The organism is Rhodococcus rhodochrous (genome assembly GCF_900187265.1).
GTDB lineage: Bacteria > Actinomycetota > Actinomycetes > Mycobacteriales > Mycobacteriaceae > Rhodococcus > Rhodococcus rhodochrous.
The window spans coordinates 93,985-110,668 of record NZ_LT906450.1 but is presented as its reverse complement, the minus strand read 5'-3'; the positions used below and the strand labels follow the sequence as shown (position 1 = coordinate 110,668).

General features: G+C 68.5%; 15 protein-coding genes. 10 read left to right on the top strand and 5 right to left on the bottom strand.

Annotation, left to right across the window (positions count from 1 at the left end):
• Nucleotides 1-17 precede the first annotated feature (17 nt).
• Nucleotides 18-239 (bottom strand): RNA-binding S4 domain-containing protein, encoded by a 222-nt coding sequence (locus tag CKW34_RS00515; RefSeq protein ID WP_006553353.1) that lies wholly within the window; start codon nt 237-239, stop codon nt 18-20.
• Between the two features lie 28 nt (nt 240-267).
• Here CKW34_RS00515 and CKW34_RS00510 point away from each other — a divergent pair, with 28 nt between their 5' ends.
• The 3 genes from CKW34_RS00510 (at nt 268) to CKW34_RS00500 (ending at nt 4,735) form a co-directional block, all read left to right on the top strand.
• The gene (locus tag CKW34_RS00510; RefSeq protein ID WP_059382035.1) at nt 268-1,623 is read left to right on the top strand and encodes a cryptochrome/photolyase family protein; all 1,356 of its coding nucleotides are present in this window, start codon (nt 268-270) and stop codon (nt 1,621-1,623) included.
• A 284-nt stretch (nt 1,624-1,907) separates the two neighbouring features.
• Entirely contained in the window at nt 1,908-3,272 is a 1,365-nt protein-coding gene (locus tag CKW34_RS00505; protein WP_059382034.1) for a TIGR01777 family oxidoreductase, read from the top strand.
• On the top strand, nt 3,269-4,735 hold the full coding sequence (locus tag CKW34_RS00500) for an SDR family oxidoreductase (protein WP_059382033.1): 1,467 nt from the start codon (nt 3,269-3,271) through the stop codon (nt 4,733-4,735). Before CKW34_RS00505 ends, CKW34_RS00500 begins: the two co-directional genes overlap by 4 nt.
• Nucleotides 4,736-4,880: 145 nt before the next feature.
• Here CKW34_RS00500 and CKW34_RS00495 read toward each other — a convergent pair whose 3' ends face one another.
• Nucleotides 4,881-5,471: a lipocalin family protein gene (locus CKW34_RS00495; protein WP_059382032.1), complete on the bottom strand. Its 591-nt coding sequence runs from the start codon at nt 5,469-5,471 to the stop codon at nt 4,881-4,883.
• Nucleotides 5,472-5,502: 31 nt separating this feature from the next.
• The gene (locus tag CKW34_RS00490) at nt 5,503-6,174 is read right to left on the bottom strand and encodes a fasciclin domain-containing protein (RefSeq protein WP_059382031.1); all 672 of its coding nucleotides are present in this window, start codon (nt 6,172-6,174) and stop codon (nt 5,503-5,505) included.
• Nucleotides 6,175-6,346: 172 nt separating this feature from the next.
• Between CKW34_RS00490 and CKW34_RS00485 the strand changes: the two genes are divergently transcribed.
• The 4 genes from CKW34_RS00485 to CKW34_RS00470 all read left to right on the top strand — a co-directional run bounded on the left by CKW34_RS00485 (nt 6,347) and on the right by CKW34_RS00470 (nt 9,047).
• Nucleotides 6,347-6,982, top strand: a complete 636-nt coding sequence (locus CKW34_RS00485; RefSeq protein WP_231921779.1) for an alpha/beta hydrolase — start codon at nt 6,347-6,349, stop codon at nt 6,980-6,982.
• Complete coding sequence (locus CKW34_RS00480; RefSeq protein ID WP_059382029.1) at nt 6,972-7,595, top strand: DUF1365 family protein; 624 nt, start codon at nt 6,972-6,974, stop codon at nt 7,593-7,595. The genes CKW34_RS00485 and CKW34_RS00480 overlap by 11 nt, the downstream gene beginning before the upstream one ends.
• 77 nt (nt 7,596-7,672) lie before the next feature.
• Complete coding sequence (locus CKW34_RS00475) at nt 7,673-8,245, top strand: sigma-70 family RNA polymerase sigma factor (protein WP_059382028.1); 573 nt, start codon at nt 7,673-7,675, stop codon at nt 8,243-8,245.
• Nucleotides 8,238-9,047: an anti-sigma factor gene (locus CKW34_RS00470; RefSeq protein ID WP_059382027.1), complete on the top strand. Its 810-nt coding sequence runs from the start codon at nt 8,238-8,240 to the stop codon at nt 9,045-9,047. The genes CKW34_RS00475 and CKW34_RS00470 overlap by 8 nt, the downstream gene beginning before the upstream one ends.
• A 22-nt stretch (nt 9,048-9,069) precedes the next feature.
• Here CKW34_RS00470 and CKW34_RS00465 read toward each other — a convergent pair whose 3' ends face one another.
• Nucleotides 9,070-9,846 (bottom strand): putative protein N(5)-glutamine methyltransferase, encoded by a 777-nt coding sequence (locus CKW34_RS00465; RefSeq protein ID WP_059382026.1) that lies wholly within the window; start codon nt 9,844-9,846, stop codon nt 9,070-9,072.
• Nucleotides 9,847-9,906: 60 nt separating this feature from the next.
• Complete coding sequence (locus CKW34_RS00460) at nt 9,907-10,419, bottom strand: MarR family winged helix-turn-helix transcriptional regulator (protein ID WP_059382025.1); 513 nt, start codon at nt 10,417-10,419, stop codon at nt 9,907-9,909.
• Nucleotides 10,420-10,465: 46 nt separating this feature from the next.
• On the opposite strand from CKW34_RS00460, the gene CKW34_RS00455 reads away from it, so the two are divergent.
• From CKW34_RS00455 to CKW34_RS00445, 3 genes are all read left to right on the top strand, one after another.
• Complete coding sequence (locus CKW34_RS00455) at nt 10,466-12,580, top strand: MMPL family transporter (protein ID WP_174479607.1); 2,115 nt, start codon at nt 10,466-10,468, stop codon at nt 12,578-12,580.
• Between the two features lie 104 nt (nt 12,581-12,684).
• A complete protein-coding gene (gene lysX / locus CKW34_RS00450; protein ID WP_228525982.1) occupies nt 12,685-16,017 on the top strand; it encodes a bifunctional lysylphosphatidylglycerol synthetase/lysine--tRNA ligase LysX in 3,333 nt (1,110 codons plus the stop codon).
• Nucleotides 16,018-16,061: 44 nt separating this feature from the next.
• Nucleotides 16,062-16,661 carry a histidine phosphatase family protein gene (locus CKW34_RS00445; protein WP_059382022.1) on the top strand — a complete coding sequence of 200 codons (600 nt, stop codon included), beginning with the start codon at nt 16,062-16,064 and terminating at the stop codon, nt 16,659-16,661.
• Nucleotides 16,662-16,684: the final 23 nt, after the last annotated feature.

The window sequence follows — 16,684 nt, the reverse complement described above, 5'->3', positions numbered from 1 at the left end:
GCGCGCGGGTCGACCCGCTATTCGTGCGCGACCCGCGCGCTCGCCCCGGCGATCTCCACCACATCACCCACCTTCAGCTGACGGCCGCGACGCACCTCCACCTCACCGTTGACCGACACCAGCCCGTCGGCGATCACTTCCTTGGCCTCCGCACCCGATTCGATGAGGCTTGCGAGCTTGAGGAACTGACCGAGCCGGATCGACTCGTCGCGGATCGGTACATCGAATGCGTCGGACATGGCACCCATTGTCCCCGACACTGGATCCATGGCCCGCCCCAGCATCATCTGGTTCCGTCGTGATCTCCGACTGAACGATCTGCCCACCCTGCTCTCCGCCACCGAGGCCGCCGACGAGGTCCTCGCCCTGTTCGTCCTCGACGACGCGCTGCTCCGTCCGTCCGGGGCCCGCCGGCGCGACTTCCTCATGGGATGCCTGCGAGCCCTCGACCGGGATCTCGGCGGACAACTGCTCGTCGTCGAGGGAGACCCGGTGACGCTGGTGCCGCAGGTCGCCGCCGAGTTCGATGCGACCGCGGTTCACATCAGCTCCGACCACGGCCCCTACGGCACGCGACGCGACCGGGCGGTCGCCGAGGCGCTCGGCGACGTTCCGTTGGTAGCCACCGGCTCGCCCTACGCCGTCACGCCGGGCCGCGTGACGAAACCCGACGGCACTGCATACAAGGTGTTCTCGGCCTTCCGCCGCGCCTGGAAAGACCACGGATGGCACACACCCGCGGCGACCGGACCGGACACCGCCGACTGGGTCGACCCGAGCGGCTACTCCGCACGCCTGCCGATTCCCGAGGCCGGCGACGAACCCTTACCGCCGGCCGGTGAGGCGGCCGCGCTGGAACGGTGGCACGAATTCCTCGACGACGGGCTCGAGCGGTACGCCACCGACCGCGACCGGCCGGCCTTCGACGGCGCGAGCGGCCTGTCTCCCTATCTGAAATTCGGCTGCATCCATCCGCGGACCCTGCTGCACGACATGAGGAACCGGTCGGACGACGGGGCCGTCACCTTCCGCAGCGAACTGGCGTGGCGCGACTTCTACGCCGACGTCCTGTTCCAGCGACCCGAGACCGCCCGGACCAACTACAACAACGACTTCGACGCCATCACCTACGATTCCGGACCCGACGCCGACGCCCTGTTCGCCGCGTGGTGCGAGGGCCGGACGGGATTCCCGATCGTCGACGCCGGGATGCGGCAGCTCCTCGCCGAGGGCGTCATGCACAACCGGGTACGGATGATCGTCGCGTCGTTCCTGACGAAGGACCTGCACCTGCCGTGGTGGCGTGGGGCACGACATTTCATGAAGCACCTGGTGGACGGCGATCTGGCGTCCAACCAACACAATTGGCAGTGGACGGCGGGAAGCGGCACCGACGCCGCTCCCTACTTCCGGGTGTTCAATCCGACCCGGCAGGGCGAGAAGTTCGATCCGACGGGTGAATACGTGCGCAGGTGGGTACCCGAACTGCGGAGCATCGACGGCGCTCGTGTGCACAGCCTGCCCGACGGCCCTCCGGACGGATATCCGGAGCCGGTCGTCGATCACGCACACGAACGTCGCGTCGCTCTGGACAGATACGAGCGGATTCGCTCACCCCGATGAAAAAGTCGGCGACACGACCCATCCGGTCGTGGTGGTGCTCCGAACAACTTCTGGACGGACAACCTGTTCGCCGTACACCCAACGAAAGGACACCGCAGTGCGCGCTCTCGTCGAGGCAGCTTTCATGGCCATCCACAACCCGCTCGTCGACGCATAAACCTTCCTGATCAGCGTCCTTCCTGCTTGAGTGGATACGGCGCCGGAGTCCGCTCCGGCGCCGTGACCACCGGGCGCCCCGGCGCCGTGACCACCGGGTGAGCATCACTGCAAACGGGAGGTAGGGCATGGGCATCGAATTCTCGAGCGTCGTCGACGCACCGCGCGACGAGGTGTTCGACTGGCACTCCCGGCCCGGCGCCATCCTCCGCCTGATCCCACCCTGGCAACCGATGAACGTCGTCGCCGAGGCCGACTCCCTCGAATCCGGCACGGCCGTCCTCGGTCTCCCCGGTGGCCTGCGCTGGATCTCCCGGCACAGCCCCGAGGACTACGATCCACCAGCACGTTTCGTCGACGAACTCTCGCACGACGGCCTGTTGTCGCGCCCCGCCACCGTCATCGGCTCGTGGCGCCACGAGCATCGTTTCGACGTCGTCGACGAATTTCGTACCCGCGTCACCGATCGCGTCGACACACCGGTACCGGGTCGTTTCCTCACCCAGACCTTCCGCTACCGGCACCGCCAGCTCGCCGACGATCTCGCGAGCCACCGCTGGTCGCACGCGCAGGGCATCCGGCCGGCGACGGTCGCGGTGACCGGATCGAGCGGACTCGTCGGTACCGCCCTGACAGCCTTCCTGTCCACGGGCGGCTACCAGGTCGTCCGCCTGGTGCGCCGGCAACCGCAAGGGCCCGACGAACGACGCTGGGACCCGCAGGATCCGGCGCCCGACCTACTCGAAGGCGTCGACGCCGTCGTCCACCTGGCGGGCGCGTCGATCGCGGGACGGTTCACCGACTCCCACAAGGCCGCGATCCGCGACAGCCGCATCGAACCGACACGCCGACTCGCCGAACTCGCCGCGAGCACACCCAACGGTCCCGCGACCTTCGTCTCCGCATCCGCGATCGGTCTCTACGGCTACGACCGGGGTGACACACCACTCGACGAGAACGCATCCCGTGGAACGGGTTTCCTCGCCGACGTCGTCGCCGACTGGGAGGCCGCAGCACATCCCGCGGAGAAGAGGGGCCTGCGGGTCGTGCACGTGCGCACCGGCATCGTCCAGACACCCCGCGGCGGAACACTGCAGTTGATGCGGCCGCTGTTCGCGAGCGGTCTCGGGGGCCGGCTCGGTGACGGTCGGCAGTGGTTCTCCTGGATCGACATCGACGACCTCCTCGAGGTCTACCACCGCGCCCTCACCGATCCCGCTCTGACCGGACCGGTGAACGCCGTTGCACCACAATCGGTCCGAAACGAGGAATACACCCGGGTACTGGCGTCGGTGCTGCACCGTCCCGCACTGCTGCCCGTCCCCGGTTTCGGCCCGCGATTGCTGCTCGGCGACGAGGGCGCGCGCGAGGTGGCCCAGGCCGACCAGTTCGTCGTCCCGAAGGCGTTGATCGACGCCGGGCACCGCTTCCGGCGTCCCGATCTCGAAGCGTCGCTGCGTCATCAACTCGGCCACATCCTGGAGGAGTCGTGAGCGGAAAGCGTGTCCTGGTCACCGGAGCGACCGGCTACATCGGTGGCCGGCTCGCTCCGCGCCTGCTCGACGCGGGTTACCGGGTACGGGTGCTCGCGCGCAGCCCCGACAAGCTGCGCGACGTGCCGTGGGCGGACGACGTCGAGATCGTCCGCGGCGACCTCGACGACGCGGAATCGCTGCACGAGGCGTGTCGCGACATCGACGTCGTGTACTACCTGGTGCATTCGATGGGTGGCCGCGACGAATTCGTCGACGCGGAGAAGCGGGCGGCGCAGAACGTCGCCGACGCGGCACGGGACAACGGTGTCTCCCGCATCGTGTACCTCGGCGGGCTGCACCCGGAGTCGGGTGATCTCTCGCCGCACCTGTATTCACGCGCCCAGGTCGGACGCATCCTGATGGATTCCGGTGTACCGACGCTCGTGCTGCAGGCCGGCGTCGTGATCGGTTCGGGTTCGGCGTCGTTCGAGATGATCCGGCACCTGAGCAACCGGCTCCCCGTCATGACCACCCCGCGCTGGGTGAACAACCGGATCCAGCCCATCGCGGTACGCGACGTCCTGCACTACCTGCTCGCCGCCGCCGATGCATCCCTCCCCCGCAGCGGCACCTACGACATCGGTGGACCCGACGTCCTGCGGTACGGCGAGATGATGCAGCAGTACTCGGAGGTCGCCGGTCTGACGAAACGCCGGATCCTCGTCCTGCCCGTCCTCACCCCGAAGCTCGCGGGCCTGTGGATCGGCCTGGTGACACCGATTCCTCCGCCTCTCGGTCGCGCGCTCCTCGAGTCGCTGTCGACCGACGCGGTGATGCGCAACCACGACATCGACTCGATCATCCCTCCACCGGAATCCGGTCTCACCGGCTATCGCGACGCCGTCCGGCTCGCCCTCGGCCGCATCGAGCGGGGAGAGGTCGAGACGACGTGGACGAACGCGTCCCCGGTCGGCGCACCCGCCGATCCGCTTCCGTCCGACCCGGACTGGGCGGGGGAGGTCGTCTTCACCGACGAGCGGTCGCTCGAGTCGGATTCGTCTCCGGAGAAGGTCTTCGCCGTCGTCGAGAGCATCGGTGGCGAGAACGGGTGGTACTCCTTCCCGTTGGCGTGGACGATCCGGGGCTGGCTCGACCGTTTCGTCGGCGGCGTCGGTCTCGACCGGGGTCGCCGCGATCCGAAGACCCTGCACACCGGCGATGCCCTGGACTTCTGGCGCGTCGAACTGATCGAACGCCCAACTCTGCTGCGTCTGCGCGCGGAGATGCGGGCACCCGGTGGGGCGTGGCTCGAATGGAGGGTCGAACCGCTGGAGTCGGGCCGGTCGCGTGTGCACCAACGGGCGATCTTCTTCCCGCGCGGGATCGCCGGCCGCCTCTACTGGTACGTGCTCGTCCCGTTCCACGGCATCATCTTCCGGGGGATGCTCGAGAACATCGCGGGCACGGCCGGCCGCCGCTAGAGCGATCCGCTACGTTCTTCGCCATCCGCTGCAGCAATTGCTGTAGCGGATGGCGAATTCGTGAGCGGATGTTCTCGGTACGACGAATCGGGGTGGTGTGAGGATCTTCCTCCGGATCCACACACCACCCCGATCGCCCCGAGAGTTACACGGTGCAGAGCGGTTTGATCTCCTGCAGTCCCTCGGTGGTGGGCGAGGTGAGCATGAGGCACGAGTTGTACCCGCTCGCCTCGACGACGTTCCGGATCTCGCGCCACGCGTCATCGCCGACGACGGGCGAACGCGACAGCACGAATCCGGAGATACGCGACGGGTCACCGACGAATGCCCACGAGTAATCGTCCGCGAGGTGCGTGACGATGTAGTTGCTCGGTCCGTCGAGCGAATCCTGGAACGGCACCCCCGGGAACGACACGTGCAGTGCAGCAGTGTCGTTCACGCGGGCGTTCCCGGTGATCCCGCGACGATCACCGGTGAACGTGGTGCACGAGTTCTCCACGCGCACGTTGCGTTCGTCGAGCAGCGTGTAGAACGCCGTCGTGTCGCGAGCGCAGTCGATGTTGTAGGGAGCCGGATTGGCGGCGAGCTGATACCACTGCCCCACATACCGGTTCACGTCGAGCTCGGGAACCGGGGTGAGCGGCGCTGCGGCGGCGGGCGTGGCGAACAGGAGCGCGCCTGCGGCGGCGCCGAACGCCGCCGCAAGCCCCCGAACGCCGTGTCGGGACCAACGCATGTCTTCTACCTTTCCGTCGACCGGGTGGTGATTACTGGGGCTGGAGGACGCCGTCGATCAGGTACACCGTGGCGTTCTCGGTCTCGATGCCACCGCAGATGACGTTGGCGTCGTTGACGGTCCACATCTCGCCCTCGCCGGCGACCTCGACGGTGCCGCCCTGGACGGTGGTCTGCGTGCCGGCGATGTCGGCGGTGGTCAGCTCACCGGAAACCACGTGGTAGGTGAGGATGTCGGTGAGCAGAGCCGAATCCGTCTGCAGCGTCTGGACGGTCTCCGGCGGCAGGGCGGCGAACGCGTCGTCGACCGGCGCGAAGACGGTGAACTCGCCACCGTTGAGCGTCTCGACCAGGTTGACGTCGGGGTTGAGCTGGCCGGACAGGGCCTGCGTGAGAGTGGTCAGGATCGGCACGTTTCCGGCTGCCTCGGCGACGGGCTGGTTCGCGAGTTCCTCGACGGACGACGGGCCCGTCGGGTTCGCGGCGACGTAGTCGGCGCAGCCCGGGCCGACGGGGCCGGAGGCCGGAGCAGCGGTTCCCGTTGCGGCAGTGGTGGTTTCCTCGACGATGGTCTCCTCGACGGTTTCTTCCATCGTGGTCTCGTTCGTGTCGCTTCCCGAATCGTCGGAACACGCAGCGACACCCAGGAGGGACATCGCACCGATTCCGACGGCGGCCATGCTCTTGCGCGCAGTGATGTTCATGATCGTGGTTCCCTTCGTATGCCGTGACCGGAGAAACGGCCACGTCGACCAGGTGTGTCACTGAGCATTCGATCCCCGGGGCGGTGCGGATGGGTCGGATCGAAAGAATTTTTTTCGGATCGGTATCCGGTGTTCGACCCATCCGTATCACGGTCGGCTCCGAATGCAGGTCATGGACAACGTCGAGGATCTCCGACCGGCTCACGTGCTCGTGCTGCCCGGTGGGCGTCCGGTCGGCACCACACCGCCGCGTGCGTGGCATCTGTCGCAGCTGCGCATGCGCCTGTTCACCGATGCCCTGCGCCTGCGGCTGAACAAGTACGACATCGCGGTCGACCTCGTCGACTACCGGTACTGCGGGTGGAACGACGACCACATGAGCCCGGTCCGCGACGGTCTGCGAGCGATCGAGTCGGTGACCCGGCGCCGCGGGGACGTCCGGCTCGGGCTGGTCGGGCACGCGATGGGTGCGCGGGCGATCGCGCACCTCGCGGCCCAGCAGGGAGTCGAGTCGCTCGTCGCCCTGGCGCCGTGGTGGCCGGCCGACGACGCCGATCTGATCCCCGCGGGCCGGCACCTGCTGGTCGCGCACGGTACGGAGGACACCCGGTCCGATCCGCGGGTGGCGCAGAGCCAGACGATGGCGGCGGGAGACCGGGGCGTCAACACGCGCTGGCGGCCCCTGCCCGGAGCCGGACATCTCCTCCTCACCGACCCGCGCTGGTGGGCCGACATCACGGCCGATTTCCTCACGTGCACACTGTCGGGGAAACCGACCACGTGCCCCGGAGACGACCATGCATCCTGACCTTCCCCACGCAGTCGCGATGATCGGCGACGACGTCGAGTTCCCGGGTGGCCGGGAGGCGGTCACGCCGGCGATCTACCGCACCTTCGTCCGGCACGCGCAGGGCTCGGCCGAGCCCCCCTCGCTCGAGTACCGCGGCTTCAGCTGGGTCATGGACGTCGACGAGGCGGCGCCCTCGTCGTGGTGGCTGCGCACGCTGATGCGGTTCGAACCGTGGGACCACTTCGCCGCGAGCGATTCCGACACCTTCCGCGGGCGGGTCGAGGACCAGCTCGTGGCCGACGGGGTGCGGGTTCCGGGCGGGCGGATCACGGCGCTGCTGAACATCCGGCGCCTCGGTCTCGGATCGGATCCGCTGAACCTGTTCTGGTGCCACGATCCGAGCGGCTCACTGTCCTGCGTGGTCGCGGAGATCCATTCGCGCCGGAACGGACGGCACTGCTACACGCTGCGCTCGGACGAGATCGACATCATCACCCGGGCCGGCGAGATGTTCGCGGTTTCGGTCGCCCTGCGGCGGCCCGGTGTTCCGGTGTTCACCGCGACCGTCAGCGGCGAACGGCTACCGGTCGATCTCGCGACGGTCCTGCGTGCTCGGATGTGGATGGGGTGATGCTCGTGGTCGACACGCTTGCCTTGAGTGGAGGTAATGTCCCGGCTAGGCTTTTCCCTGATGAGCGGACTGAGCCGATGACCGGCGTCGGAGGCCATACCGATACCCTCGGCGAACTGCTCGAGCGGGTGGCCCGGCAAGACCCCACGGCGTTCGCCGAACTGTACGACGCGACGCGTTCCCGAGTCTTCGGCATGGTCCTGCGGGTCCTGCGGGATCCGGGCTACAGCGAGGAGACCACCCAGGAGGTCTACCTCCAGGTCTGGAGGTCGGCCGACAGGTACGATCCGCGTCAGGGTTCCGCTCTGTCGTGGATCATCACGCTCGCCCATCGGCGCGCCGTCGACCGGGTCCGCAGCGAACAGTCCGGAGCCGACCGCGAGTCGCACTACGGTTCGACGAATGTCGACGCGGCCTTCGACTCGGTGAGCGAGGAGGTCACGCAACGCGACGACCGCCGCCGGGTGAACGAGTGCCTGGGTTCGCTCACCGAACTGCAGCGACGCTCCGTCGAGCTCGCCTACTACAGAGGCTTTACCTACACCGAAGTGGCAGAAGAACTTTCGTCCCCGTTGCCGACGGTCAAGTCGCGCATCCGGGACGGCCTGAAACGACTGAAGAATTGTCTGGGGGTGACTGTGGATGGCTGACGAGGCGAACGATTCCTCGCGCGATCTGCTCGACATGGCACCCGTCTTCGCATTGGACGCCGTCACAGCCGAGGAGCGCCGGGAGATCGCCGCGCGACTCGCGGAAGCAGACCCGGCGGTGTCCGAACGGTTCGACACCGAGGTCCGCGAGGTCCACGAGACTCTCGCAGCGATGTCGGCCGGTACCGCGACCGAACCGCCGCCCGAACTCCGGGTGCGACTGCTCGATCTGGTCCACGCCGAACTCACCACGAAGACGCCCGCCGAGAAGACGCACACGGAAGAACCCGGTGAACCCGAGGCACCTCGGGTGGAGGACGAGCACCTTCCCCCACCCGTCTCCCTCGACGAACGCCGGCAGGCCCGGCGGCGGAACTTCCTGCTCGCCGCGGCAGCGGCCGTGATCGTCGCGATCGGCGGCGTCGTCGTGGCCGGTCAGTGGCAGACCACGTCCGAGCCGGGCACGAGCGAACGCGTCTTCGCCGCCGAGGACGTACGGACCTCGTCGGGCGAGCTCGACGGTGGCGGCACCGCGACCGTGGTGTTCTCCAAGGAGGAGGACGCGGGCGTGCTGGTGATGAACAACGTCGCCCCGCCGGCCGAGGGCAGCGTCTACCAGATGTGGCTGGTCGGTCCCGAGGGCATGGAGCCCGCGGGCACGATGACGCCCGACGACGTCGCGCCGTCGACGACCGCGGTGCTCGAGGACATCTCGGGTGCCACCGCGCTCGCCTTCAGCGTCGAGCCGACGGGTGGGTCGACCCAGCCGACCGCGATCTTCGCTCAGTTGCCGCTCGACTGACATGTTCGCGGCAGCGAGCACGTCATCGGCGGGTGCCGATGACGACCGTCGCATCGGCCTCCTCGGAACCGCGCGCCTCGGCGTCGAACCCGGCCCGCGTCATGAGGGCATGCACGACGGGTCCCTGCGACGCGGCCGACTCGACGAGCAGCGACCCGCCGTCGGTGAGCCACCGGTCCGCGTCGGCGACGAGCCGGCGGTGGACGTCCAGTCCGTCGGGCCCGCCGTCCAGTGCGTGTCGCGGTTCGCTGCAGCGTGCCTCCCGCGGCATCGATCCGATGGCCCCCGAGGGCACGTAGGGCGCGTTGGCGACGAGCACGTCGACGCGACCGCACAGCATGTCCGGCAGGGCATCGAACAGATCACCGTCGAACACCCGGTGGGGCGGCAGGTTCAGGCGGGCACACGCGGTGGCGACGGGATCGATATCGACCGCGTAGACCTCGCACGCCTCGACGGCGGTGGCGAGCGCGGCACCGACGGCACCGCATCCGCAACACATGTCGACGATCACGGCGCCGGGTCGCGCGAGATCGATCGCGCAGTCCACCAGGTACTCGGTGCGCCGGCGGGGGACGAAGACCCCCTCTCGCACCGCGATGCGCCTGCCGTGGAAGAAGACCTGTCCCAGAACGTGTTCGAGGGGTTCGCCGCCGACCCTTCTCGCGACGAGCCGGTCCAGATCCGAAGGTGTGGGGGCGGCCTCGACGAGCAGTTGCGCCTCCTCCTCGGCGAACACGCATCCGGCTGCTCGCAGTGCGGAGACGACATCGGCGTGGGTCCGGGGTGCGGAGACCATGCGGCACCCTACCGCGCACGCTTCGGACGGATCTCCTCGTTTTCCGGAGAGGGTGGCAGCTCATATTCCGTGGAGGGGTGGGATCACCCGATCGCGGGTACCCCCCGGGCTGTCACGAGGAGTGCTGTGGGAACGAACGATTTCGAGCAGGAGCCGGCGCAGGGTCGCCGGGTCCGAGACCGCGACCGCGACCGCGACCGGAGAATCGCCGCCGGGCGCGTCGTCGCGTTCGAGTTCGATCACCCGCCGGTAGGCGTCCACGCCCGACGGCGTGATCTCCACCCGCATCCTCCGCTCGTCCTCCGGGTCGACCGCGCGCGTGACGAAACCGCCGCGGACGAGATGGTCGACTGTCCGGCTCATGGTCTGGTCGGTCACCCGGCACGCGCGCGCCATCTCCCGTTGCGACAGCGGGGCATGGGCCACCGCGTGCAGTGCGATCACCCCCGCGTGGGTGAGCCCTCGTCGTCGCAAGGACTGCTCCCAGGCCTGCTCGACGAGCCGTGCCGCGGTGGACAGCAGACGACCGGTGGGCCACTCGTCGAGATCGTCTCCACCCCCATCGTTCAGCACGCTGAATAATCTAGTTCCGACACATTCGCTCACGCCAGGAGGAATCTTGAGCACTGCTACCGAGCCCCCACGCAGAACCAGCCGATGGCGGTGGCTCCTACCCGCCCTGTTGCTCATCGCGTGGCTCGTGGCCGCCGGTGGCGGCGGCCCGTTCGCGGGCAAGCTCAGCGAGGTCGCCTCCAACGACGCGAGCACCTTCCTCCCGGCATCCGCCGAATCCACCCGCGCCGACGAGCTGTACGCGCAGTTCAACGAGAGCGAGTTCATCCCCGCGATCGTCGTCGCCGAACGCGACGGCGGGATCACCGACGAGGACCTCGCCTTCCTGGCCACCGAATCGGCCGGACCGCCCCCGATCCCCTCCGAGGACGGTGAAGCCGCGCAGATGATCGTGCCGCTCGACGCCTCCGGGGAGGTCCAGGAGGCCGTCGAGGAACTCCGGACGGCCTTCGAAGGCGCACCGGACGGCCTGACCGTCTACGTCACCGGCCCCGCAGGGCAGGCCGCCGACCTGTCGTCGGCATTCGCCGGTATCGACGGACTGCTGCTGCTCGTCGCGGGCGGTGTCGTCCTCGTCATCCTCATCGTGGTCTACCGCAGCCCGATCCTGCCGTTCGTGGTCATCATCTCGGCGGTGTTCGCACTCGCACTGGCCAGCCTGATCGTCTATCTGCTCGCCGACGCCGGAGCCATCGCCCTCAACGGCCAGAGCCAGGGCATCATGTTCATCCTGGTCTTCGGCGCCGCCACCGACTACGCCCTGTTGCTGGTCTCCCGGTTCCGGGAAGAACTGCGTATCGAACAGGACAAGTACACGGCGATGCGTGCCGCGCTGCGCGGTGCGATCGAACCGATCGCGGCCTCGGCCGGCACGGTGATCCTCGGTGTGTTGTGCCTGCTGCTGTCGGACCTGAACTCCAACCGCGGTCTCGGCCCGGTCGCCGCCATCGGCATCGCGACGTCGTTCCTCGCGTCGCTCACCTTCCTGCCCGCCGCCCTCGTCCTGCTCGGTCGCGCCGCGTTCTGGCCCAGCCGGCCCCGCTTCGAGCCGGACACCGATCGCAGCGATCTACAGAGCTCCCACAAGTTCTGGGGCCGCGTCGCCGGCTTCGTCGGATCGAAGCCGCGCCCCATCTGGATCGTGTGCAGCCTCGTGCTCGTCGCATTCGCCCTGCTCGCCCCGCAGTTCAAGGCGAGCGGCGTGGCCTCGTCGGATCTGTTCCTCCTGCAGACCGATTCGAAGTCCGGCCAGGAGGTGCTCGGTGAGCACTTCGACGCCGGAACCGGTTCGCCCAGCATCGTCGTCGCCCGCGAAGGTGCGCTCGAGGGTGTCGTCAGCGCCACCGAGGGCGTCGAGGGTGTGACGACCGTCCAGCCCGTCCCCGGCCCCGACGGCGCGCCGCGCGTGGTCGACGGACTCGTCGCGGTGCAGGCGACACTGTCGGATCCCGCCGACTCCCTCGCCGCCGAGGAGACCGTCGAACGCATCCGCGAGGCGGTGGGCTCCGTGCCCGACGCCGAAGCACTCGTCGGCGGACCCACGGCCGTCGACCTCGACACGAAGGACACCGCGACCCGCGACCGCACCGTCATCATCCCGGTGGTCACGATCGTGGTCCTGCTGGTGCTCATCGCACTGCTGCGGGCGGTCGTCGCGCCGGTCCTGCTGATGCTCACCGTGATCGTCTCGTTCGCGGCGACCCTCGGCATCTCGTCGCTGGTGTTCAACCACCTGTTCGGGTTCCCGGGCGCCGACCCGGTGGTGCCGCTGTTCGGGTTCGTCTTCCTCGTGGCGCTGGGCATCGACTACAACATCTTCCTCATGACCCGCGTCCGGGAGGAGACGAAGAGAGTGGGCACCCGCGACGGAACCCTGCGGGCCCTGACCGTGACCGGCGGCGTCATCACCTCCGCAGGAATCGTTCTCGCTGCCACCTTCTCCGCACTGGCCGTGATCCCGCTGCTGTTCCTGGCGCAGATCGCGTTCATCGTCGCCTTCGGTGTCCTCCTCGACGCACTGCTCGTGCGGTCGCTGGTGGTGCCGGCCCTGACGATCGACATCGGGAAGAAGATCTGGTGGCCGAGCAGGCTCGCACGGACCGAACCGTCCGAGCCGGACGCCACCGAGGACGTCGCGACCGCCGGAGCACCCCGCTCCTGACAGACTCCTGAGCGGATGAGAACGGCCGCGGGACCGGGAATGTGATCCGGTCCCGCGGCCGTTCGTCCCACGGCTGCCGCGTTTGCCCGTTACCGTTCTATTCCATGTCTGCGGATTCCACCGCTCCTGCCGAGCGCCCGCGTCCGGTGGAGGACGCCCGACCGCCCACCCGGCCGTCGCTGACCGACCGTGTCGGTGGACGTCTGTCCGCCGTACCGCACATCTTCGGCCTGATCCTGGGCATCTACGCGGTCGTGGTCGCGCTGTGGTCGATCTCTCCGACCCTGCGCTACTGGATCCACGCCCCGCGTGAATATCTCGACGAGTACTACTTCGACGCCCCCGACACGAGCCTGTCGTTCGCTCTCGTCCTCGGTCTGCTCGCCGGTGCGATCGCCGGGCGCAAGCGCATCGCGTGGTGGATCCTGACGATCTACCTCGGCGGATTCACCATCACCAATCTCGTGATGAGCATCGTCGAGCGCGACCCGAACCACCTCGTCGCGTTGGTCGTCCACCTGCTGATCGTCGCGGTGCTGCTGCTGTCCTATCCCGAGTTCTACACGCGCGTGCGGCGCGGAAACGCCTGGGCCGCACTCGGTGTGCTCGTGGGTGGCCTGGTCGTCGGGACGCTGATCGGCTGGGGTCTGGTGGAACTGTTCCCCGGCACCCTGCCCGCTACCGACCGGTTCCTGTGGGCGCTCAACCGCGTCACCGCGCTGACGTTCATCGATAACGACCAGTTCGGTGGCCGCCCGAACGGGCTGGTCAACACGATCCTCGGCCTGCTCGGCGCCCTCGCCGTGCTCGCGGCCGTCGTGGTGCTGTTCCGGTCGCAGCGAGCGAGCAACGCGCTCACCGGCAGTGACGAATCGGCCATCCGCGGCCTGCTCGCCCAGAGCGACGATTCGCTCGGCTACTTCGCGACCCGCCGCGACAAGGCTGTGGTGTTCGCCCCCAGTGGCAAGGCCGCGGTGACCTACCGCGTCGAACTCGGCGTGTGCCTCGCGAGCGGTGATCCGATCGGCAACCCCGAGGCGTGGCCGCACGCCATCGACGAATGGCTCGATCTCGCCCGCGCCTACGGGTGGACACCCGCAGTGATGGGGGCGAGCGAGGACGGTGCGACGGCCTACCACCGTGCGGGTCTGAACGCGCTGCAGCTCGGCGACGAGGCCGTCCTGCTCACCCGCGACTTCAGTCTCGCCGGACGCGACATGCGACCGGTGCGGCAGGCCGTCAACCGCGCCCGCAAACACGGTGTGACCGCGCGGATCATGCGTCACCGCGAACTGTCACCCATCGAGCTGTCGGCGGCGATCCAGCGCGCCGAGGCCTGGCGCGACACCGAGAACGAGCGCGGTTTCTCGATGGCCCTCGGCCGGCTCGGTGATCCGCTCGACGGCGACTGCCTGTTCGTCGAAGCGGTCGCGGACGGCAAGGTCGTCGCGATGCTCTCGCTCGTGCCGTGGGGAGCGGACGGCGTGTCACTCGACCTCATGCGCCGCGACCCGCAGGCCCCCAACGGGGTCGTCGAACTCATGGTGTCCGAACTGGCCTCACGCGGCGCCGAGTTCGACATCGAGCGGATCTCGTTGAACTTTGCCGTCTTCCGATCGGTGTTCGAGGAGGGCGCGCGGATCGGCGCCGGCCCGATCCTGCGGTTGTGGCGGTCGATCCTGTTGTTCTTCTCGCGGTGGTGGCAGCTCGAGGCGTTGTACCGGTCCAACGTCAAGTATCACCCCGAGTGGGTGCCCCGCTTCCTGTGTTTCCGCGACAACCGGCTCATCCCGCGGGTCGCGCTCGCGTCGGCGATCGCCGAGGGCTTCCTCACCCTCCCGACCTTCGGTCGCCGGAACACCCAGCAGCACACGGGAACACACTCGGCCTTCCCCGAGGACCAGGTGGTCGCGGCGGAACTGCACGACGACGGCAGCGCACCCGACGTCGAACTCGCCGACGGCACGCCGGCCGTCTCGCACGGACGTCGCCGCCCCGAGCAGGTCCAGGTGCGGATGAACACCCTGCAACGGATCGTCGAGCACGGTGTCGACCCCTACCCGGTCGCGCATCCCCCGACACACACCGCCGCCGAGGCCCGGACCATGAAGTCCGGCACCCCGGTGACCGTGGCAGGGCGCCTGCTGCGCATCCGTAACTTCGGCGGTGTGCTGTTCGCGGTACTGCGCGACTGGTCGGGCGACATCCAGATCCTCGTCGATCGGCAACGGGTGGCCGGACAACGTTTCCTGTTCGATCTCGGCGACCTCGTCGAGGTGTCCGGCGAGATGGGACGCAGCCGCACGGGCGAGATCTCGGTGCTCGCCGATTCGTGGCGCATCGACGGCAAGTGCCTGCACCCGCTGCCCGACAAGTATCACGGTCTCGTCGACCCTGAAGCTCGCGTGCGGCAACGCTATCTGCATCTCGCGATCGACCGCGGCGCACGCGAGCACCTCGCGGCGCGCAGCGCGGTGGTGCGGTCGTTGCGCGACGAACTGCAGGCACGCGGTTATCTCGAGGTGGAGACCCCGATCCTGCAGGCGGTGCACGGCGGCGCGAACGCCGCACCGTTCATCACGCACATCAACGCCTACGATGCCGATCTGTACCTGCGGATCGCTCCCGAGCTGTACCTGAAGCGGTTGTGCGTCGCGGGCATGGCGAAGGTCTTCGAGATCGGCCGGGTGTTCCGCAACGAGGGTGCGGATTTCAAGCACAACCCGGAGTTCACGATCCTCGAGGCGTACGAGGCGCACAGCGACTACGAGAAGATGCGGGTCGTCGCGCGCGAGTTGATCCAGGCGGCAGCCCGCGCGGCACACGGACGCGAGATCATCCTGCGGCCCGGACCCGACGGCACCCCGGTCGAGATCGACATCTCCGGTGAATGGCCCGTCAAGTCCTTCCACGACGCGATCTCCGAGGCGCTCGGGACGTTCGTCGACGCGCAGACCCCCGTCGACGTCCTTCGACGCCTGTGCGACGAACACGAGATCCCCTACAACCCGGCCTGGGACGCCGGCGCCACCGCGCAGGAGATGTACGAGCACCTCGTCGAATCGAAGACGGAATTCCCCACCTTCTACACCGACTTCCCGACCTCGGTGTCGCCGCTGACCCGGCCGCATCCCCGCAAGCCGGGTGTCGCGGCGAAGTGGGACCTGGTGGCGTGGGGAGTCGAGTTGGGGACCGCCTACAGCGAGCTCACCGATCCGCTCGACCAGCGCGCCCGTCTCACCGAGCAGTCGCTGCTCGCCGCGGGCGGTGACGAGGAGGCGATGGAACTCGACGAGGAGTTCCTCGAAGCACTCGAATACGCGATGCCTCCCACCGGCGGCCTCGGCATGGGTGTCGACCGGATCGTGATGCTCGTGCTCGGAGGCAGCATCCGCGAGTCGCTGGCGTTCCCGTTCACGAAGCCGCGACGCTCCTGACGGGTGGTTTCACGTGAAACCGCTCCACCTGGCATCGTGAGGTCGTGCAGCTACTCCTGATCCGCCATGCCGAGCCGAACAACGCCCGCGCCGAGACCGGGGTCGCCGACCCGCCGCTCACGGAGGCCGGTCGTCTCCAGGCGTCGCGGTTGCCGGACGCGCTGTCCCCGTACAACATCACCCGCCTGTTCTCGAGCCCGCAGTTGCGGGCCCTGCAGACGGCCGAGCCGGTCGCGGAACGACGCGGCCTCGACGTGGAGAAGCTGGAGGACATCGCCGAGTACGACTACGGCCACGACCACTACTTCACGATCGACGCCGCGAAGGACGTCGCACCGGCTGCCTACAAGCGCATCCTGGCAGGTCACCTGCCCGATTTCGTCGACGGAGACGCCTTCCGCACGCGGGTGCTGCGAGGGATCGACCACGTGGTGGAGACATGCGACCACGCCGAGACCGTGGCGCTGTTCGTCCACGGCGGGGTCGTGAACATCGTGCTGCAGCACCTGCTCGAACTGCCCCGGCCGCTGATGTTCCCCATCGAGTACGCGTCGGTGACGCGCATCCTCGTCTCACGCAGCGGTGCGCGCCGCGTCGCGTCGCTCAACGAGACCGGACACGTGCGCGACACCCTGCGCGTCTGAGTTCTCTCGCGGCGCCGGCCGCG

Coding starts and splice junctions, on each gene's coding strand:
- CKW34_RS00475 (WP_059382028.1), top strand. CDS start 7,673: ATGACCGGCGTCGGAGGCCATACCGATACCCTCGGCGAACTGCTCGAG.
- CKW34_RS00465 (WP_059382026.1), bottom strand. CDS start 9,846: ATGGTCTCCGCACCCCGGACCCACGCCGATGTCGTCTCCGCACTGCGA.
- CKW34_RS00470 (WP_059382027.1), top strand. CDS start 8,238: ATGGCTGACGAGGCGAACGATTCCTCGCGCGATCTGCTCGACATGGCA.
- CKW34_RS00495 (WP_059382032.1), bottom strand. CDS start 5,471: ATGCGTTGGTCCCGACACGGCGTTCGGGGGCTTGCGGCGGCGTTCGGC.
- CKW34_RS00510 (WP_059382035.1), top strand. CDS start 268: ATGGCCCGCCCCAGCATCATCTGGTTCCGTCGTGATCTCCGACTGAAC.
- CKW34_RS00505 (WP_059382034.1), top strand. CDS start 1,908: ATGGGCATCGAATTCTCGAGCGTCGTCGACGCACCGCGCGACGAGGTG.
- CKW34_RS00490 (WP_059382031.1), bottom strand. CDS start 6,174: ATGAACATCACTGCGCGCAAGAGCATGGCCGCCGTCGGAATCGGTGCG.
- CKW34_RS00515 (WP_006553353.1), bottom strand. CDS start 239: ATGTCCGACGCATTCGATGTACCGATCCGCGACGAGTCGATCCGGCTC.
- CKW34_RS00480 (WP_059382029.1), top strand. CDS start 6,972: ATGCATCCTGACCTTCCCCACGCAGTCGCGATGATCGGCGACGACGTC.
- lysX (WP_228525982.1), top strand. CDS start 12,685: ATGTCTGCGGATTCCACCGCTCCTGCCGAGCGCCCGCGTCCGGTGGAG.
- CKW34_RS00485 (WP_231921779.1), top strand. CDS start 6,347: ATGGACAACGTCGAGGATCTCCGACCGGCTCACGTGCTCGTGCTGCCC.